Annotated in this window: 19 protein-coding genes and 1 pseudogene; 9 read left to right on the top strand and 11 right to left on the bottom strand. The window is 73.0% G+C overall.

The window, feature by feature from the left end:
* A partial coding sequence (locus tag ACFOY6_RS20835; protein ID WP_379652136.1) for a hypothetical protein occupies positions 1 to 1,273 on the top strand: 1,273 nt, incomplete at its 5' end.
* An 18-nt stretch (positions 1,274 to 1,291) separates the two neighbouring features.
* Here the strand turns inward: ACFOY6_RS20835 and ACFOY6_RS20830 are convergent.
* Complete coding sequence (locus tag ACFOY6_RS20830; protein WP_109515195.1) at positions 1,292 to 2,077, bottom strand: enoyl-CoA hydratase-related protein; 786 nt, start codon at positions 2,075 to 2,077, stop codon at positions 1,292 to 1,294.
* 122 nt (positions 2,078 to 2,199) lie between these two features.
* Between ACFOY6_RS20830 and ACFOY6_RS20825 the strand changes: the two genes are divergently transcribed.
* Genes ACFOY6_RS20825 through ACFOY6_RS20815 form a run of 3 tightly spaced genes read left to right on the top strand, consistent with a single transcriptional unit; the run spans position 2,200 to position 4,159 of the window.
* Complete coding sequence (locus ACFOY6_RS20825; protein WP_379634745.1) at positions 2,200 to 3,633, top strand: aldehyde dehydrogenase family protein; 1,434 nt, start codon at positions 2,200 to 2,202, stop codon at positions 3,631 to 3,633.
* Positions 3,634 to 3,643: 10 nt separating this feature from the next.
* Entirely contained in the window at positions 3,644 to 3,973 is a 330-nt protein-coding gene (locus tag ACFOY6_RS20820) for a YnfA family protein (RefSeq protein ID WP_379652135.1), read from the top strand.
* Positions 3,974 to 4,033: 60 nt separating this feature from the next.
* Positions 4,034 to 4,159, top strand: coding sequence for a hypothetical protein (locus ACFOY6_RS20815; protein WP_281262089.1), 126 nt, complete (start codon positions 4,034 to 4,036; stop codon positions 4,157 to 4,159).
* 22 nt (positions 4,160 to 4,181) lie between these two features.
* Here ACFOY6_RS20815 and ACFOY6_RS20810 read toward each other — a convergent pair whose 3' ends face one another.
* Complete coding sequence (locus ACFOY6_RS20810; protein ID WP_379652134.1) at positions 4,182 to 5,393, bottom strand: MFS transporter; 1,212 nt, start codon at positions 5,391 to 5,393, stop codon at positions 4,182 to 4,184.
* A 176-nt stretch (positions 5,394 to 5,569) separates the two neighbouring features.
* Here ACFOY6_RS20810 and ACFOY6_RS20805 point away from each other — a divergent pair, with 176 nt between their 5' ends.
* The 4 genes from ACFOY6_RS20805 (at position 5,570) to ACFOY6_RS20790 (ending at position 9,241) form a co-directional block, all read left to right on the top strand.
* A complete protein-coding gene (locus tag ACFOY6_RS20805; protein WP_109515191.1) occupies positions 5,570 to 6,562 on the top strand; it encodes a TRAP transporter substrate-binding protein in 993 nt (330 codons plus the stop codon).
* A 152-nt stretch (positions 6,563 to 6,714) separates the two neighbouring features.
* A complete protein-coding gene (locus ACFOY6_RS20800; RefSeq protein WP_109515190.1) occupies positions 6,715 to 7,293 on the top strand; it encodes a TRAP transporter small permease in 579 nt (192 codons plus the stop codon).
* Between the two features lie 8 nt (positions 7,294 to 7,301).
* Positions 7,302 to 8,567: a TRAP transporter large permease gene (locus tag ACFOY6_RS20795; RefSeq protein WP_379652133.1), complete on the top strand. Its 1,266-nt coding sequence runs from the start codon at positions 7,302 to 7,304 to the stop codon at positions 8,565 to 8,567.
* Positions 8,567 to 9,241 (top strand): DNA-3-methyladenine glycosylase family protein, encoded by a 675-nt coding sequence (locus ACFOY6_RS20790; RefSeq protein WP_109515188.1) that lies wholly within the window; start codon positions 8,567 to 8,569, stop codon positions 9,239 to 9,241. Before ACFOY6_RS20795 ends, ACFOY6_RS20790 begins: the two co-directional genes overlap by 1 nt.
* Before the next feature lie 126 nt (positions 9,242 to 9,367).
* Here the strand turns inward: ACFOY6_RS20790 and ACFOY6_RS20785 are convergent, their stop codons facing one another.
* The 7 genes from ACFOY6_RS20785 to ACFOY6_RS20755 form a co-directional block, all read right to left on the bottom strand.
* On the bottom strand, positions 9,368 to 10,378 hold the full coding sequence (locus ACFOY6_RS20785; protein ID WP_379634754.1) for a Bug family tripartite tricarboxylate transporter substrate binding protein: 1,011 nt from the start codon (positions 10,376 to 10,378) through the stop codon (positions 9,368 to 9,370).
* Positions 10,379 to 10,433: 55 nt separating this feature from the next.
* On the bottom strand, positions 10,434 to 11,213 hold the full coding sequence (locus ACFOY6_RS20780) for an SDR family NAD(P)-dependent oxidoreductase (RefSeq protein WP_245906044.1): 780 nt from the start codon (positions 11,211 to 11,213) through the stop codon (positions 10,434 to 10,436).
* A 37-nt stretch (positions 11,214 to 11,250) separates the two neighbouring features.
* Positions 11,251 to 12,060: an SDR family NAD(P)-dependent oxidoreductase gene (locus tag ACFOY6_RS20775; RefSeq protein ID WP_379634758.1), complete on the bottom strand. Its 810-nt coding sequence runs from the start codon at positions 12,058 to 12,060 to the stop codon at positions 11,251 to 11,253.
* Positions 12,057 to 12,596, bottom strand: coding sequence for a carboxymuconolactone decarboxylase family protein (locus ACFOY6_RS20770; RefSeq protein WP_109515184.1), 540 nt, complete (start codon positions 12,594 to 12,596; stop codon positions 12,057 to 12,059). Before ACFOY6_RS20770 ends, ACFOY6_RS20775 begins: the two co-directional genes overlap by 4 nt.
* Before the next feature lie 162 nt (positions 12,597 to 12,758).
* On the bottom strand, positions 12,759 to 13,523 hold the full coding sequence (locus ACFOY6_RS20765; protein ID WP_379634761.1) for an alpha/beta fold hydrolase: 765 nt from the start codon (positions 13,521 to 13,523) through the stop codon (positions 12,759 to 12,761).
* Positions 13,524 to 13,535: 12 nt separating this feature from the next.
* Positions 13,536 to 14,399 carry a DMT family transporter gene (locus ACFOY6_RS20760; RefSeq protein WP_109515182.1) on the bottom strand — a complete coding sequence of 288 codons (864 nt, stop codon included), beginning with the start codon at positions 14,397 to 14,399 and terminating at the stop codon, positions 13,536 to 13,538.
* A 9-nt stretch (positions 14,400 to 14,408) separates the two neighbouring features.
* Positions 14,409 to 15,416 (bottom strand): NAD(P)H-quinone oxidoreductase, encoded by a 1,008-nt coding sequence (locus tag ACFOY6_RS20755; RefSeq protein ID WP_379634764.1) that lies wholly within the window; start codon positions 15,414 to 15,416, stop codon positions 14,409 to 14,411.
* A gap of 89 nt (positions 15,417 to 15,505) precedes the next feature.
* On the opposite strand from ACFOY6_RS20755, the gene ACFOY6_RS20750 reads away from it, so the two are divergent.
* Positions 15,506 to 16,765, top strand: a complete 1,260-nt coding sequence (locus ACFOY6_RS20750) for an ABC transporter substrate-binding protein (RefSeq protein WP_379652132.1) — start codon at positions 15,506 to 15,508, stop codon at positions 16,763 to 16,765.
* A gap of 42 nt (positions 16,766 to 16,807) precedes the next feature.
* Here the strand turns inward: ACFOY6_RS20750 and ACFOY6_RS20745 are convergent, their stop codons facing one another.
* Both ACFOY6_RS20745 and ACFOY6_RS20740 read right to left on the bottom strand, forming a co-directional pair.
* Positions 16,808 to 17,797, bottom strand: coding sequence for a Bug family tripartite tricarboxylate transporter substrate binding protein (locus tag ACFOY6_RS20745; RefSeq protein ID WP_379652131.1), 990 nt, complete (start codon positions 17,795 to 17,797; stop codon positions 16,808 to 16,810).
* 68 nt (positions 17,798 to 17,865) lie between these two features.
* A pseudogene (locus ACFOY6_RS20740) lies at positions 17,866 to 18,157 on the bottom strand (hypothetical protein); the annotation flags it as partial.

Genomic DNA, 18,157 nt, shown 5'->3' with positions numbered 1-18,157 from the left:
CTTCCTGGTGCGCGAGGCGCTGCGCGGCGCCGGGCTGGCGGCGCAGCCGGCGGCGGTGCTGCTGGGTGGCCTGCTGTTCCACACGGCGGTGACGCGACTCGCCCCCGCCGAGGCCACGCCCCACCCCGCCACGCCACGCCGCGTCTTCGCCGCCACCCTGCTGGGCGGCGCCTTCGTCGAGAGCGTCACGGGCTTCGCAGTGGGCGGCGTCTTCGCCCTCGCCACGCTGCGGCGCATGGGGCTTTCCGGCGCGCCGGCGGGCGCGCTGGCGCTGCTGGCGCTGGTGCTGGTGCCCTGGGGCGGCCTCGGCCCCGGCACGGCGCTGGGCGCGGCGCTGATCGGCCAGCCGGCGCAGGCGGTGGCGCTGGCCACTGCCTGGCCCAGCGCGCTGTGGATGCTCTGCCTGGCGCCGGTGCTGTGGCGCGTCTCGGCCGCCGCCGGCGTGCCGGTGCCGGGGCCGGAGCGGCTGCGGCAGATGGGGCTGATGGCGGTGGTGGCGGCGCTGCTGCTGGCCGCCAACCTCGCCCTGCCCTTCGAGGCGGCGGGCATCATCGCCACCGGCCTGCCGCTGCTCTGGGTGCTGTGGCGGCTGGAGCCGCCGCAGGGCGTCGCGGGCTGGCGGCGCGCGGCGCGGGCGCTGGCACCCTGGGCGGGGCTGACGCTGGCGCTGCTGCTGGCGCGCTCCTGGCAGGGGGCGCCATCCATCCGCCCCTTCCCCGACCTGCCGGCGTTGCCGCTGACGCATGTGGCGGTGGTGCTGTGGTGCGTCTCGGCCCTGCTGCTGGCGCTGCGCGCGCCGGGGGCGCGGCCGGCGGCCTGGGGCGCGCTGCTGCGGGCGCGGCGCCCGGCGCTGGCCATGCTGCTCTACGTGCTGCTCGGCCGGCTGCTGGCGGGGGCGGGGGTGGCGGCGGCGCTGGCGCAGGCGGCGGCCGGGGCGCTCGGGCCCTTCGCGGCCTATGCGCTGCCGCCGCTCGGGCTGGTCTCGGGGCTGGTCACCGGCAGCAATGTCGGCTCCAACGCCGCGCTGATGCCGGTGCAGGTGGCGCTGGGGCAGGCCGCCGGGCTCACCCCCGTGCAGGCCGCCGGGCTGCACAACTTCGCCGGCGCGGCCGGCGCCGGGATGAGCTTCGCCGTCACCGCCATGATCGCGGCCCTGCTGGCCGATGGCACGCGGCCGGCGCGCTTCTGGCGGCTGCTGTCGCCGGCCCTGGTGGCGGTGCTGCTGATCGGCTGGGGGATGCTGTGGCTGGAGGCCGGCGCGGGGAGAGGGTAGGCCCCTCCCCGCCCTGCCTCACGCCCAGCCGGGGCGGCGCTTCTCGCGGAAGGCGGCGAGGCCCTCCCGCCCCTCGGCCGAGGCGCGCTGCATCCAGGATTCGGTGGCCAGCTGCGCCATCTCGCGCGGCGAGAGGGCCAGCCCGTTCGCCTCCAGCAGCGAGCGCTTGGTCACGGCGATGGCGCCGGGGGCGGAGAGCATCGTCTCGGCCAGGATCTCCTCCAGCCGCGCCTCGATCACCTCCGCCTCGTGCACCTCGTGCACCAGCCCGATGCGCAGCGCCTCGGCCGCGTCGAACCGCTCGCCGGTGATGGCGTAGCGCCGCGCCTGGCGCAGCCCCATGGCGTGCACCATGTGCGTCGAGATCGGCGTCGGCGCCACGCCGACGCGCACCTCGCTCAGCCCGAACAGGGCGGCCGGTGTCGCCAGCGCCACGTCGACGCAGCACACCACGCCGCAGCCGCCGCCGAAGCACGCCCCCTGCACCACGGCGAAGGTGGGGCGCGGGAACTCGTTGAGCCGCGCCATCGCCTCGGTGGTGGCCATGGAGGCGGCGAAGGCCTGCTCCGGCGTGGCGCCGGCGGCCTCGCTCAGCCAGTCGATGTCGGCGCCGGCCTGGAAGTGGCGCCCCGCGCCGCGGATCACCAGCGCCCGCAGCGCGGCATCCCGGCCGAGCTGCTCCAGCCCGTCGGTCAGCGCCGCCAGCAGCGCGCCATTGTAGGCGTTGCCGCGCTGCGGGCGGTTCAGCGTGACGGTGGCGACGCCGCGCGCATCGACCTCCAGCAGCACCGGTTCCTCGGACATGCCCTGTCTCCTTCCCTGGATGTGTTCGGCGCATCCTGCCACGCGGCGGCGGCCCCGGCGAATTCCGCCTGCGCGCGATCTGCTCTAGACCACGCCCTCAGGCACGGAATCGAGGAAGCCTCATGCAGACCCACGGCCACTGGATCGGCGGCAGGAGCATCGCCGCGGAGCGGCACATCCCCGTCATCAACCCCTCCGACGGGCACGCCTTCGCCCGGATCGCGCGCGGCGGGCAGGCCGAGATCGACGCCGCGGTGCGCGCGGCGCAGGCGGCGCTGGACGGCCCCTGGGGCCGCCTCTCCGCCACCGAGCGCGGCCGGCTGCTGACGCGGCTCGCCACGCTGATCGAGCGCGACGCCGAGGCGCTGGCCCAGGCCGAGAGCCGCGACGTCGGCAAGCCGATCCGCCAGGCCCGCGCCGACGCCACCGCCTGCGCCCGCTACTTCGAGTTCTACGGCTCCAGCGCCGACAAGATGCATGGCGACACCATCCCCTATGCCGACGGCATGACGGTGCTGACGGTGTGGGAGCCGCATGGCGTCACCGGCCACATCGTGCCGTGGAACTACCCGATGCAGATCGTCGGCCGCTCGGTCGGCGCGGCGCTGGCCATGGGCAATGCCTGCGTGCTGAAGCCGGCCGAGGACGCCTCCCTCTCCTCGCTGATGCTGGCCGAGCTGGCGGCGGAGGCAGGCTTCCCCGAAGGGGTGTGGAACGTCGTCACCGGCCTCGGCGAGGAAGCCGGCGCGGCGCTGACGGCGCATCCCGGCATTTCCCACGTCTCCTTCACCGGTAGCCCGGAGGTGGGCACGCTGGTGCAGGCGGCGGCGGCGCGGAACACCATCCCCGTCACGCTGGAGCTGGGCGGCAAGAGCCCGCAACTTGTGTTCCAGGACGCCGACCTCGACACGGCGGCGGCGACGGTGATGAACGGCATCATCCAGAATGCCGGCCAGACCTGCTCGGCCGGCTCCCGCGTGCTGGTGCAGGCCGGCATTTTCGACCGCTTCGTGGCCGACCTCGCCGGACGCTTCGGCCGCCTGGAGGCCGGCCCCGCTGAGCGCGACCTCGACCTCGGCCCGGTGGTGAACGCCGACCAGCAGAAGCGCGTCAACGGCTTCCTCGACTTCGCGCGCAATGATGGCCTGAACCTCGCCGGCCAGGGCCGCATCGCCTCCAACGCGCCGGAGGGCGGCTACTACGTGCAGCCCACCCTGCTGGCCGACGTGGCCCCCACCCACCGGCTGGCCCAGGAGGAGGTGTTCGGCCCCGTGCTGACCGCCATCCGCTTCACCGACGAGGCGGAGGCGCTGGCCATCGCCAACGGCACCCAGTTCGGCCTGGTGGCGGGGGTGTGGACGGCCGATATCGGCCGCGCCATGCGGCTCTCGCGCGGCATCAAGGTCGGGCAGGTCTTCGTCAACAACTACGGCGCGGGCGGCGGCGTGGAGCTGCCCTTCGGCGGCGTGAAGCGCAGCGGGCATGGCCGCGAGAAGGGCTTCGCGGCGCTGGCCGGCTTCGCCTCGCTCAAGACCATCGCCATCCGGCACGGCTGAGGCGGCGGGCGTGGCGCGCACCGCCCTGGTCTATCTCGCCGCCGCGCTGGCGGAGATCGGGGGGTGCTACGCGCTGTGGATGGTGCTGCGGCTGGGGCGCTCCGGCTGGTGGCTGCTGCCGGGGCTGGCCAGCCTGGCGCTGTTCGGCGCGCTGCTCACCCTGGTGGAGAGCAGCGCCGCCGGCCGCGCCTTCGCCGCCTATGGGGGCGTCTACATCGCCGCCTCGCTGGGCTGGATGTGGGCGGTGGAGGGGGCGCGGCCGGACCGGTGGGACATGGCGGGCGCGGCGCTCTGCCTGGCCGGCGCGGCGGTCATCCTGCTCGCGCCGCGCGGCGCCTGAGGCGCGGAACCCGCGGCCCCCTGCGCCGTTCTCCCTGAGGTCAACCCAGGAGGACCGGATATGGCCGAGCCGAACAAGCCCGCCGACGAGAAGAGCCAGGACCCCAAGCCCGGCCAGCAGCCGGTGGACGAGAAGACCCAGGAAGACGCCGCCAAGGAGCGCGAGAAGACGGGCGGCTACCAGTAGCCCCGCCCGGGCGGCGCGGCCTTCAGCCCGCGCCGCCCAGCCGCGCCAGCCGCAGCGCGATCAGCAGCGCCGCCAGCAGCGCCACCCCCACCAGCGCAGCCACCCCGGCCCAGCCCGCCGCCGCCCAGGCGAGGCCGCCCGAGGCGCCCATGATGCTGGCCCCCATGTAGTAGGCGAAGAGGTAGAGGGAGGAAGCCTGTGCCTTCGCCGCACCGGCGCGCTGCCCCACCCACGCGCTGGCCAGCGCGTGCGAGCCAAAGAAGCCGAAGGTGAGCAGCGCCAGCCCCAGCACCAGCAGCGGCAGGCTCGCCGCCAGGGTGAGCGCCAGCCCGGCCAGCATGGCCAGCACCGTCAGCCACAGCACCCGCCGCCGCCCGAACCGGTCCGACAGCCCGCCGACGAAGGCCGAGCTGCCGATGCCCACCAGGTAGACGCTGAACACCAGCGCCACGAGTCCGTGCGGCAAGCCGAAGGGCGGCGCCAGCAGCCGGAAGCCGACATAGTTGTAGACGGTGACGAAGCTGCCCATGAACAGGAAGCCCAGCGCGAACAGCCAGCGCAGCCCCGGGTCACGCAGATGCGCGGCGAAATTGGCCGCCAGCCCGCCCCAGGCCAGCGGCCGCGGGTGGAAGTGCCGCGAGGGCGGCAGGCTGCGCCAGAACACCAGGGCCGAGGCCAGCCCCAGCAGCCCGATGACGCCCACCGAGCCGCGCCAGCCCCCCGCCTCCAGCAGCAGCCCGGAGACGACGCGCCCGGCCATGCCGCCCATCGCCGTGCCGCTGATGTAGAGGCCCATGGCATAGCCGCTGGAGCGGGGGTGCAGCTCCTCGGTGATGTAGGCCATGGCCACCGCCGGCAGGCCGCTGAGCGCGATGCCGAGCAGGGCGCGCAGCAGCAGGAAGCTCTCCCAGCCCGGCGCGAAGGCGGCGGCGATGGTCAGCAGCGCCGAGGCCAGCACCGAGACCAGCATCACCGGCTTGCGCCCCAGCGCCTCGGAGGCGGCGCTGGCCAGCAGCATGCACACCGCCATCACCGCCGTGGGCAGGGAGAGCGCCAGGCTGCTCGCCGCCGGGCTGATGGAGAAGGCTTCCGCGAAGGCCGGCAGCAGCGGCTGGGCGCAGTAGAGCAGCGCGAAGGTGGCGAAGCCGGCGCAGATGAAGGCCAGGTTGGTGCGGCGGAAGGCCGGCGTGCCGCGCTCGATATAGGGCGCCTCGTCGGCGGCAGGCTGGGTCATGAAGCGGTCCGGGCGATGGACCGCGCAACATGCGGCATGCCGGGGGCCCGGTCACCGCCTGTCCCCGCACCGTGAGAACGGTTGCGTCGCAACACATTGAAACCGGCCTGTGCCTCCCCTAGAAGTGACGCCACAGGCGGCGCGGGCCGAACCGCGCCGTGGGAGGACATGACGCCATGAGCATGCTGCGCCGCCACGCGCTGGCCTTCGGGATGGCCGCCGGCTTCACCGCCATCCTGGCCGCTGGCCCCGCCCGCGCCCAGACCGAGATCACCGTCCAGCACCCGCTGCCCACCGCCAACAGCCACTACGGCGCGGGCGCGACGGCCTTCAAGGAGACGCTGGAGAAGCTCTCCAACGGCAAGTACCGCGTCACCATCCAGCGCAACGACAATGAGCGCGAGATGATCGAGAGCGTGCAGATCGGCACGCTGGACTTCACCATCACCTCCACCGGCCCGGTCGGCAATTTCGTGCCGGAGGTGCGGACGGTGGACGTGCCCTTCCTGTTCCGCGACTACGCCCATGCGCGCGGCGCGCTGGATTCCGCCATCGGGCAGGAGATCCTGGCGAAGTTCCAGGCGCGCGGGCTGGTCGGCGTGATGTGGATGGAGAACGGCTTCCGCCACCTGACCAACAGCCGCCGCGAGGTGAGCACGCCTGCCGACATCCGCGGCCTGAAGGTGCGCACCATGGAGAACCAGGTGCATATGCGCGCCTTCTCCACCCTCGGCGCGCTGCCCACGCCGATGGCCTTCTCCGAGCTGATCCCGGCGCTGCAGCAGGGCACGGTCGATGGCCAGGAGAACCCCATCCCCGTCATCGTCGCCAACAACATCAACCAGGTGCAGAAGTACCTGACGCTGACCGGCCACGTCTACTCGCCGGCGCTGCTGATCGGCTCCCCCGCCCTGTGGGGCCGGCTGAGCGCGGCGGAGAAGACGATGTTCATGGAGGCCGCCAAGGCCGGGCGCGACGCCAACCGCGCCAAGGTGACGGCCGACGAGCAGAGCGGCGTGGACGAACTGCGCCGCCGCGGCATGACCGTCGTCACCAGCGTCGATACCGCGCAGTTCCAGACGGCGCTGGCGGCCGCCTTCGCGCAGTACGAGAAGGAGCTGGACGGCAAGCTGCTGGCCCGCCTGCGCGACTGGAAGCCGGCCCAGTAAGCACGCCGGCCAAGCAACCCGGCCACCCCCCCCGGCCAGGCCCGCCGCGCCGCCCGCTCCATGCGGGCGGCGTCCCGCTTCTCCCGGCAAGCCTCTCAGGATCTCCGACCCATGCCGACCACGCACCGGGCCGCCGCGCGGCGCAACCGCCCATGAACACCGTGCCGCTGCTCGTCATCGGCGTGGCCAGCCTGCTCGGCACGCTGCTGGCGCTCTGGATCGGCGCCCGCGCCGAGCCGGCGCGCCGCGCCATCCTCGGGCTTGACCGGGTGGCAACGGAGCTCGCCGCCGTGGCGGCCTGCCTCGCCCTGGCCGTGGCCTGCTTCGCCGGGCTCTGGCAGGTGATCGCCCGCTTCGCCACCGAGACGCCCTCGGTCTGGAGCGAGGCGCTGGTGCGCACCGCGCTGATCTGGATGGCCATGCTCGGCCTGGCCGTGGCGCTGCGCGCGGGGGCGCTCGTCTCCATCGACATGGCGCACCGCTACAGCCGCGGCGGCCTCCGGCGCGGCCTGGAGGCGGCCTCGCTGGCCTCCAGCCTCTCGCTGATGGGCGTGCTGTTCTGGTTCGGCTGGAGCATGGCGCAGCGCGTGAAGTTCCAGGAGATGGCGGGGCTCGAGGTCTCGATGTCCTGGGGCTACGCCGCCATCCCGCTCGGTGCGCTCTTCGCCATGCTGGGCGCGCTCGGCAATTTCCTCGACCGCCGCTCGGCCGAGCTGGAGGCCGCGGTATGACCGGCGCCATGATAACCGTGATGCTGGTGGGCTTCGCCGCCGGCATCCCCGTCGCCGTCGCCATCGGGCTGGCCGCCATCCTCGGCATCGAGGGCTGGACGCGCTTCCCGATGATCGTCGCGGCGCAGCAGATCTTCGTGGCGCTGGACAAGTTCCCGCTCGCCGCCATCCCCTTCTTCATCCTGGCGGGCAATTTGATGGATGTGGGCGGCATCAGCCGCCGCCTCGTCGAGTTCGCCAAATCCATGGTGGGCGGGGTGCAGGGCGGGCTGCCGGCCACCTGCGTCATCACCTGCATGATCTTCGCCGCCATCAGCGGCTCCTCGGTGGCCACCACCTTCGCCATCGGCACCATCATGATCCCGGCGCTGGTCAAGCACGGCTACCCGGTGGGCTTCGCGGCGGCGCTGCAGGCCACGGCGGCCGAGCTCGGCGTCATCATCCCCCCCTCCATCCCGATGATCCTCTACGGCGTGACCACCCAGGTCTCGATCCCCGAGCTGTTCATCGCCGGCTTCGTGCCGGGGGCGCTGGTCGCCGGCGCGCTGATCGCCACCGTGCTGGTGTGGTGCCGCATCAAGGGCTGGGGCAAGCAGGATGGCGACGGGCGCCTGCCCTTCCTGGCCGCGCTGCGCCAGGCGGGCTTCGCGCTGCTGATGCCGGTGGTGGTGCTCGGCGGCATCTATGGCGGCGTGACGACGCCGACCGAGGCCAGCGTTATCGCCGTGTTCTACGCCATCCTCGTCGGCATGTTCCTCCACCGCGAGCTGTCCTGGCGGGACCTCTACCCGATCTTCCGCAAGTCGGTGATCTCCTCGGCGGTGATCATGTTCATCATCGCCTGCGCCGCGTTGTTCTCCTACCTGCTGAACCGCCAGGGCGTGCCGGACGCCGCCGCCGCCTGGCTGGTGGAGACCTTCGACGGCGCCGGAAGCTTCCTGTTCGGCGCCAACATCTTCCTGTTCGTCGTCGGCATGTTCGTCGAGACCAGCGCCAGCATCATCGTGCTCGCGCCGATCCTGGCCGACGCGGCGCAGCGCTTCGGCATCGACGGGGTGCATTTCGGCACCATCATGGTGGTGAACCTGGCGCTCGGCATGATCACGCCGCCCTTCGGCGTGAACCTCTTCGCCGCGGCGCAGGTGGCCGGCTGCGGCATCGAGACGATGATGCGCTATCTCTTCGTCTTCATCGCCGTCATCATCGCCTGCCTGATGCTGATCACCTATGTCCCGGCGCTGACCCTGGTGCTGCCGCACCTGATCTTCCGCTGATGCGCGCGCCCGCGCGGCCCGTCGCGCGGGGCCTCAGCCCCCGCGCCGCCCGCGCCCACCTCGCCGCCGACCCCGTGCTGGGGCCGGTGGTGCGGCAGGTGGGCGCCATGACCCTGAAGCCCATCCAGCGCGAGCCCTACGAGGCGCTGGTGCGCGCCATCGCCCACCAGCAGGTGCATGGCCGCGCCGCCGAGGCGATGCTGAACCGGCTGATCGCCCTCTTCCCCGGCCAGGACTTCCCGCACCCCGAAGGGGTGCTGGCCCTGCCGGAGGAGGGCCTGCGCGGCTGCGGCTTCTCCGGCGCGAAGTGCGCCGCCATCCGCGACATCGCGCTGAAGAGCGTGGGCGGGCTGGTGCCGACCCGCCGCGCCGCCGCCCGCCTGCCCGACGAGGAGCTGGTCGAGCGGCTGGTGGCGCTGCGCGGCGTCGGCCGCTGGACGGTGGAAATGCTGCTGATCTTCACCCTCGGCCGGCCGGACATCCTGCCGGTGGACGATTTCGGCGTGCGCGAGGGCTACCGCCTTGCCGCCGGCCTCGATGCCCAGCCGAAGCCGAAGGCCCTGGCCGAGATCGGGCTGGCCTGGGCACCCTACCGCTCCGCCGCCGCCTGGTATCTCTGGCGCGCGGCGGATCTCCACAAGGAAGGCAAGTTCAAGGCGCCCCAGGCGATTTGAAGAACCTTCTTTTTCTGAAGAAAAAGAAGCAAAAAGACTTTGTCAGTCTGATGCCGCGCTATCGGTCGGCGCACCGCAAACTGACAAAAGTTTTTTGGTTCTTTTTTCCAAAAAAGAACGTCTCCCTCAATCCGCCCGGATATTCGCCGCCCGGGCGATTTCCTTCCACCCGCTGATCTCGCGCGCAAGCCGCGCCGAGACCGCCTCCGGCCCCTCGAAGCGCACCAGCGAGCCGGCCTCGAAGGCGCGGCGGCGCAGCCCCTCCTCGGCCAGCGCCGTTTCCATGGCTTTTGAGAGTTGCGCCCGCACCTCGGCCGGCACCGCCTTCGGCGCATAGAGGGCGAACCAGACATTCAGCGGCAAATCGCGCAAGCCGCCTGCCTCGGTCAGCGAGGGAATCTCCGGCAGGCCGGGATGCCGCTCGTTGGAACTGACGCAGAGCGGCCGCACCCGCCCGTCCCGCACCAGCGCCACCAGGGGCGGCGGCGAGTTCATGTAGAACTGGATGCGGCCGGCGATCAGGTCGCTGATCGTCTCGCCGGTGCCGCGATAGGGTACGTGCAGCATGTCGATTCCGGCGCGGGACTTCAGCAGCTCGGTGCCCAGGTGGTGCATGGAGCCGTTGCCGGCCGAGGCATAGCTGAGCTTGCCCGGGTTGGCCTTGGCGTGGGCGATGAACTCCGGCAGCGTCTTCGCCGGCACCGAAGGGTGCACCACGAAGAGCTGCGGCGTGTCCGAGACCTGCCCGATCGGCACGAAATCCTCGGTGGTGCTGACGCTGCCCGTGCCGCCGATGGCGGCGCGCCCGGCCATGGTGCCGCAATAACCCATCAGCAGCGTGTGCCCGTCCGGCTGCGAGCGGGCCACATGCATCAGCCCGATCACGTCGTTGCCGCCGGGGCGGTTCTCCACCACCACGGGCTGGCCGAGGATCTGCGCCATCGGCTCGGCGATCAGCCGCGCCGCGTAATCGGTGCCGCCCCCGGCCGGGATCGGCACCACGATGCTGATCGGCCGGCTGGGGAATTTCCCCTGGGCGATGGCCGGCCGCGCGCCGCTCCAGGCCACCGCCGCCAAGCCCGCTGCACCCGCCAGCACGCCGCGCCGGCCGGCACCGTTTCCGTTGAATCCCGTCATCGCATTTTCCTCCCCCTGTGCGCCGGCTTATCCGCCGGTCGCGCTGTTATGGTGGCTATGGCATCGCCGCGGAGATGCCCCCATCGACGATGAGCTCCGTGCCGGTGATGTGCCTGGCCTCGTCGGAGGCCAGGAACAGCACGGCATGGGCGATGTCCCAGGCGTCGCCCATCTGGCCCATCGGCACCTGGGCGTTGCGCTTCGCGATGAGCTGCGCCGCGTCGTTGGCGCCGAGCTGGCGCACCAGCCGGTGCTCGACGAGCGGCGTGTGCATCAGCCCCGGCACCACCGTGTTGCAGCGTACCCCCTGCCGCGCCTGCTCCATGGCGACCGACTTGGTCAGCGCCACGATGCCGTATTTCGAGGCGCTGTAGGCGATGTGCGGCCGGTCCGCGCTCATCCGCAGCGCGGCGATGGAGGAGAGATTGACGATGGCCCCCTTCCCCCGGGCGCGCAGATGCGGCAGCGCGTGCTTGCAGCAGAGGAAGGCGCTGCGCAGGTTGAAGTCGATCTGCCGCTCCCAGTCCTCTTCGGAAAGGCTCTCGGCGCCGCCGGGGAAGGAGCCGCCGACATTGTTCACCAGGATGTCGATGCCGCCATAGGCGGTGACGCAGGCCTCCACCGCCTCGGCCACCTGGGCGGCGGCGGTGACGTCGGCCACATGCGCGGTGGCCTCGCCGCCCTCGGCGCGGATGATGGCCACCGTCTCCTCCGCCGCCTCGGCGCGGTTGTCGAGCGCGAAGACCCAGGCGCCCTGGCGCGCCATCAGCACCGCCGTGGCCTTGCCATTGCCCCAGCCCGGCCCGGCCGAGCCGGCGCCGGTCACGAAGGCCACCTTTCCATCCAGCCGCAACATGCTCAAAGCCCCCCGCTCAGGCGCGCACGGCGGCGCAGAGGCCGCCATCGACCAGGATTTCCGTCCCCGTGATGTATTTCGCCGCGTCCGAGGCCAGGAACAGCGCGGCCTCCGCCACGTCCCAGGCCTCGCCCATATGGCCCATCGGCACCTGGGCGTGGCGGCGGGCGTAGAAGGCGTCGCGGTCCAGCCCCGTCTCGCCGCTGGCGAACTGGCCGGCGAGCTTCTCGACGAGCGGCGTGTTCATCAGCCCCGGCAGCACGCAGTTGAGCCGCACGCCGCGCCGCGCATAGTCCACCGCCACCACGCGGCTGAACTGCACCAGCCCCGCCTTGGCCGCCGCGTAGCCCGCCTGCGGCTTGCCCGTGTAGCGGATGGCCGCCGTGGAGGCGATCGAGACCACCGCGCCCTTGCCCTGCGCCTCCATCAGCGGCAGCACCGCCTTGCAGCAGAGGAAGGCGCTCTTGAGGTTGACGTCGATCTGGCTGTCCCAGACCGCCTCCTCCATCGTCGCCGGGTCGCCCGGCAGGGAGAGGCCGACATTGTTCACCAGGATGTCCACCCGGCCGAGGCGGGCGACGCAATCGGCGACCAGCGCCTCCACCGTGGCGCGGTCCGTCACGTCGCCGGTGTCCACCAGCATCTCGCCGCCCTCGGCCCCGACGAGGCGCTGCGTCTCCGCCGCCGCCGCCGGGTCGCGGTCCACGCCATAGACGCGGGCGCCGGCGCGGGCGAAGGTGACGGCGATGGCCTTGCCATTGCCCCAGCCCGGCCCTTGCGAGCCGCAGCCGGTGACGAAGGCGACGCGCCCCTCCAGCGCCCTCACGCGGTGATGTCCGGCAGCGGGTCGCGCGCATCGACGCCCATCGCCTCCAGGAAGCGCGAGACCATGTTGTAGGCGCCGATGGTGGCCGTCAGCTCCACCAGGTCGCGCGCGTCGAGCCGCTGGCGCACCGCGGCGAAGACGGCGTCCGGCACATGGACCTCGCGGGTCATCGAATCGCAGTAGGCCAGCACGGCGCGCTGCGTGTCATCGAAGGCCCCGCTGCCCTGCCAGTCGGCCAGCGCGTCGAGCTGCGCCTGGGTCATGCCTTCCTTCAGGGCGATGGGAGCGTGCTGCTCCGCCTCGTAGGGCGCGCCGTTGAGATGGGCGATGCGCATGATCACCAGCTCCCGCAGCGCGCCCGGCAGCGTGCATTCATGGCGGATGGCGGTGAGGTAGCGCAGCCATCCCTCGGCCACCGGGCCGCTGTGCAGCAGCATGGCGTAGAGGTGCAGCAGGCTGCCCCGCTCGCGCACGATGCGCTCCACCAGCGGGCGCGTGGCGGGCGCGTTCGGGTCGGCATAGGGAATGCGGGCCAAGGGCGTTTCCTCATCCTGCGGGCCGGCCCTGGCGTCATCGGCGCTCTGCTGGCGGGGGCGGCCTGCGCGTTTCCTGGAACGGTTCTTGTTGGTCTCCGTCCACGGAACACCAGCGGGCCGCCGGGGTCAACCGGCCGCGCCCTTCAGCCCCCGGCCCTGCCTTCAGCCCAGGAAGGCGCCCAGCGCGGCGACGAAGCCTTCCGGCTTCTCGGCGTGCAGCCAGTGCCCCGCCCCCTTCACCGTGCCGAAGCGCGCGGCGGGGAACAGCGCGCGGAACAGCGGCCGGTGCTCGGGGCGGATGTAGTCGGAGTTCTCGCCGCCCAGCACCAGCGTCGGCCCTCCGAAGCGGGCGCCTTCCGGCAGCGGCGGCGCCGCCTCGATGGCGGGCAGCGCGGCGGCGATGGCATCGAGCCCGATGCGCCATTCCGGCGGCTTCGCGCCGAGGTCGAGGTTCTGCAGCAGGAAGCCGCGGACCCCGGCGGAGGGCACCGCCTCCGCGAGCGCCGCATCGGCCTCGCGCCGGCTCAGGCCGGGGTGGAGCGGCAGGGCCTGCATGGCCTCGGCATAGGGGCGGAAGGCGGGCGGGTAGGCCACCGGCGCGATGTCCGCCACCACCAGCCGCGCCACCGCCTCCGGCCGGGTCAGGGCGAGGGTCATCGCCACCTTGCCGCCCATCGAGTGGCCGAGCAGGTCCACCGGGCCGGTGCCGAGCGCCGCCAGGGTCTCGGCCACATCCTCCGCCAGCGCCGGGTAGTCCATCGCCGCATCGTGCGGCGACTGGCCGTGGTTGCGCAGGTCGAGGGCGACGACGCGGCGGCCCGCCGCCAGCATCTTCTGCACGCTGGCGAAGTTCTGCGCCTGGCCGAACAGCCCGTGCAGCAGCACCAGCGGCGCCCCCTCGCCCAGCTCGACCGCGCGCAGCCGCATGGCCTCTCCCCCTCAGCCGCGCGTGGCGACGATGACGCTGGCGGCGATCAGACCGCCGCCGATGATGACGTCCCACCCCACCGGCTCGCCCAGCCAGAGGGTGGAGATGACGACGCCGATGGCCGGCGCCAGCAGGAAGCCCACCGCCGCCACCGCCCCCGGCAGCCGGCGGCCCGCCTCGATCACCGCCCAGGTGCCGAGCGGCGCCACGATCCCGCCGATCAGCGCCGCGTGCCAGTAGGCGCCGGGGCCGATGCCGCCCTGCGGCTCGCGCAGCAGCGCCATCGGCAGCAGCACCATGCCGCCCAGCAGGAAGCACCAGGGCAGGTTCTCCAGCATGGTCTGGCGCGGCGGGAAGCGGCGCGTGGCGATGATGGCGCAGGACCAGAGCAGCGCCGCCAGCACCAGCATGCCGTGGCCCAGCAGCATGTCGGGGTCGCTCCAGTCCACCGCCCAGGGGCCGGCCAGCGCCGCCACCCCGGCGAGCCCCAGCCCCGCCGCCACCCAGCGCTGCGCCGAGACGGCCTCGCCCAGCAGCAGCACCGACATCGGCACCAGCCAGTAGATGGTGACGTTGGCCAGCACCGCGGTGCGCCCCGCCGGCACCAGCGCCACCGCCATGTGCGACAGGGCGAAGAAGCCGCCGAGCTGCAGGAAGCCCACCGCCAGCACCGCCGGCCAGTCCTGCCGCGCCGGCCAGCGCAGACGCCGCGTGGCGGCCAGCAGCAGGAACGCCACCAGCGCCCCCAGCAGGGTGCGCGACACCGCGAACCAGAGCGGCGTCGCGTCCGCCAGCGCCGCCTTGGTGACGGGCCAGGCCCCGCCGAACAGCGTGACCGCGATGAGGAGTAGGCGCAGATCGGCGAGGCGGAGCATACGCGCGGGCTACTCTGCGACGGTCAGCATGATCTTGCCGATATGCGCGCTGCTCTCCATCAGCGCGTGGGCCTCGCCGGCCTTGGCCAGCGGGAAGGTGGCATGGATCGCCGGCGCGCATTCGCCGCGGGCCAGCAGCGGCCACACCTTCTCCTCCAGCGCGCGGGCGATCTCGCCCTTCTCGGCGGTGGTGCGCGGGCGCATGGTGCTGCCCGTTACCGTCAGGCGCTTCACCATGATCGGGCGCAGATCGACCTTCTCCGCCTCGTGCCCGCTGAGGAAGGCGATGATCACCAGCCGCCCGTCCTTGGCCATGCAGCGCAGGTTGCGCTGGAAGTAGTCGGCGCCGACCATGTCGAGCAGCACGTCGACGCCGCGCCCGTCGGTCAGCCGCTTCACCTCGGCGGTGAAATCCTGCTCCTTGTAGTTGATGGCGGCGTCCGCGCCGAGCTTCAGCATCGCCGCGCACTTCTCCGCGCTGCCGGCGGTGGCCAGCACCCGGGCGCCGAACGCCTTGGCAAGCTGGATGGCGGTGACGCCGATGCCCGAGGTGCCGCCATGGATCAGCACCGTCTCGCCCGCGGCCAGCCGGCCATGGCCGAACAGGTTGGCCCAGACGGTGAAGTAGGTCTCCGGCAGGGCGGCGGCGCGCAGCGCGTCGAAGCCCGCCGGCCAGGGCAGCGTCTGCGCCTCGGGCGCGGTGCAGTACTCGGCATAGGCGCCGCCATTGGCCAGCGCGCAGACCCGGTCGCCCACCTTGTAGCGGCGCACCTCGGCGCCCACGGCCACCACCTCGCCGGCCAGCTCCAGCCCGGCGATGGGGCTGGCACCGGGCGGCGGCGGATACAGCCCCTTGCGCTGCTGCACGTCGGGCCGGTTCACGCCCACCGCCAGCACGCGCACCAGCACCTCGTCCGGCTTCGGTTGCGGCAGGGGGCCACGCGCCGGCACCAGCACCTCGGGACCGCCGCCCTCGCCATGGTCGATATAGGTCATCTCCGCGGGCAGAGTCGCCATGGTGTCGTTTCCTTACGCGTTTCGGTATGGCAGGCTCCGGAGGGTCGACGCACCGCCGCGTTCCGTCAAGCCAAGCACGAGCATGTCACATGATGCATCATGGCGGCCCCGCCCCGGCCGCGCCGGCCCCGCGCCGTGCCCTGCTGGCGTTGCTGGCCGCTCCTGCCGTGATCGGCCGTGCCGCGGCGCAGACGCGTGGCCCCCTCCCCGCCGGCCCGGAGTTGCGCATCGGCACGCTCTACCCCGCCTCCGGCCCGCTGGCGCTGCTGGGCGATGAGAGCTTCCGCGGGCTGGAGCTGGCGGTGGAGGCGCGCAACGAGGCGGGCGGCGTGTTCGGCCGGCCGCTGCGGCTGGTGAAGGCGGAGGCCAGCGACGCCCCCCAGGCCGCCGAGGCCGTGCGCCGCCTGACCGGCACGGAGCGCGTGGCGGCGGTGTTCGGCAGCGGCGTCTCGCCGCTCTCCTTCGCCGCCTCGCAGGTGGCGGAGCTGGCCGGCGTTCCCTATTTCGAGCTGGGCGCGGTGGCCGATTCGATCACCGCGCGCGGCTTCCGCTACCTGTTCCGCAGCTGCCCGCGCGGGCAGGACTTCGCCGCCCTGTCGCTGCGCGCCACGCGCTGGCTGCTGCCGCTGCTGTGGCGGATGCCGCTCTCCGGCCTGCGCCTGGCCATCCTGCACGAGGACGCGCTGCACGGGCAGAGCGTCGCCGCCGCGCAGGAGGCCGGGCTGCCGGCCGAGGCCACGCTGCTCGGGCGCTTCGCCTATGGGCCGGGGGGGCAGGACCTGCCGGGGCTGGTGCAGCGGCTGCGCGCCGCCGATGCGCAGCTCCTGCTGCACACCGGGCACGAGGCCGATGTCATGCTGCTGTTCCGCGCCATGAAGGAGGCCGGCTGGCGGCCGCGCATGGTGATCGGCGGCGGCGGCGCCTACAGCATGGTGGACACGGCGCGCAGCCTGGGCTCGGGCTTCGAGGGGGTGATGGTGGTGGATTTCCCGCCCTACGCCACCACCGGGCGCATGGGGGCCGATGCGCGGCAGCTCGCCGAGGCCTACCGCGCCAAGTACGGGCACGACCCGCGTTCCTGCCACAGCCTCGCCAACCATGCGGGGGCGCGCATCTTCCTCGACGCGCTGCACCGCGCCGGCTCGGCCGACAAGGAGAGGATCCGCGCCGCCGTGCTCGCCACCGCAATCGATGAGCGCGATGCGCCCTTCGGCTGGGGCGCGGCCTTCGACGAGACGGGGCAGAACCTGCGCGCCCAGCCGGTGCTGGCGCAGTGGCAGGCCGGGCAGGCGCAGGCCGTGTTCCCCGACAGCGCCGCGGCGGCGCTGCCGCGCGGCGAGATGGGATGAGACAGGCGCCGGGGAGGCCTGCCGCCCCGGCGCAGCCTCTCGTCAGTCGGCCTTGATGCCGGCTTCCTTGATGATCGGCTCCCACTTGGCGATCTCGTCGGTCAGCCACTTCCGGGTCGTCTCCGGTGTGGTGTCGCTGCGGGTCTGCATGGTCAGGTCGGCGAGGCGCGCCTTCACCGTGTCCATCGCCATCACCTGGTTGATGAGGGCGTTCATGCGGGTGACGACCGGCTCCGGCGTGCCGGCGGGCGCCAGCACCATGTGCCAGGTATAGGCCTCGTAGCCGGGCACGCCCGCTTCCTGGAAGGTCGGCATGTCGGGCAGCTGCGGGATGCGCTGCGCCGAGGAGATGGCCAGCCCCTTCACCTCGCCGCGCTGCACGAAGGGCAGCGCGCTGTTGGCGACGTCGAGCATCATCGTCACGGTGCCGTTCAGCAGGTCCGGCATCGCCGCCGCCGAGCCGCGGTAGGGCACATGGTTCACCTTCAGCCCGCCCGCCTGCTTCAGGAACAGCTCGCTGGCCAAGTGCAGCGCCGCGCCGTTGCCGGTGCTGGCATAGTCGTACTTGCCCGGGTCCTTCTTGAGGAGCGCGATCAGCTCCTGCAGCGAGTTCACCGGCACGTCCTTGTTCACCATCATCAGCATCGGGATGGTGCCGGCCAGCGCGACGGGGGTGAAATCCTTCACCGGGTCGAAGGGCAGCGTCGGGTAGATGGCGCGGATCGCCGCCTGGGCGATGGTGGTGTAGAGGAAGGTGTGGCCATCCTTCGCCGCCTTGGCCACCGCGTCGGCGCCCACCACGGTGCCGGCGCCGGTGCGGTTCTCGACGATGACGCGCTGCGGCAGCAGCTTGGACAGCTCATCGGCAATGAGGCGGGCGGGGATGTCGGTCGGACCGCCGGCGGAGAACGGCACCACGAGGCGGATGGGCTGGTTCGGCCAGTTGCCCTGGGCACGCGCCAGGCCGGGGACCAGGGCGGGCGCGGCCAGGGCGGCGCCCAGGCCCATCAGGTTCCGACGGTTCAGATGCATGTCTCGTTTCCCGGTTCCTAGAAGTGCGGCCTATATCGTGGCGCGGGGGGGCTCTCGTCCAGCCCCGATCAGCCCGCCGGGCGGGCGCCGAGCGGCGCCAGGAAGCCCGCCACGTCCTCGAGCACCGGCGCGCCGGCCAGCCCCAGGCCGCGCACCGGCCGCGCCAGCGCGCCGACGATGCCGACATGGCCGAGCCCCGGATAGAGCACCAGCCGCGCCCGCGCGCCCGGCCGCGCCGCCAGCTCGCGCGAGCGGTCGGGGCTCACCGTGTCGTCCGCCAGCCCGTGCAGCAGCAGCAGCGGCGGCGCGCCGCGCAGCGCCGCCTCCGGCGCCGGGGCCGCCGTGGCGCTGCCCGCCAGC

Origin of the sequence: Teichococcus aestuarii, assembly GCF_042651065.1 — a bacterium.
GTDB classification, from domain to species: domain Bacteria; phylum Pseudomonadota; class Alphaproteobacteria; order Acetobacterales; family Acetobacteraceae; genus Pseudoroseomonas; species Pseudoroseomonas aestuarii.
Note: the sequence above shows the minus strand (reverse complement) of the source record. Positions and strands in the feature narration are given on the sequence as shown.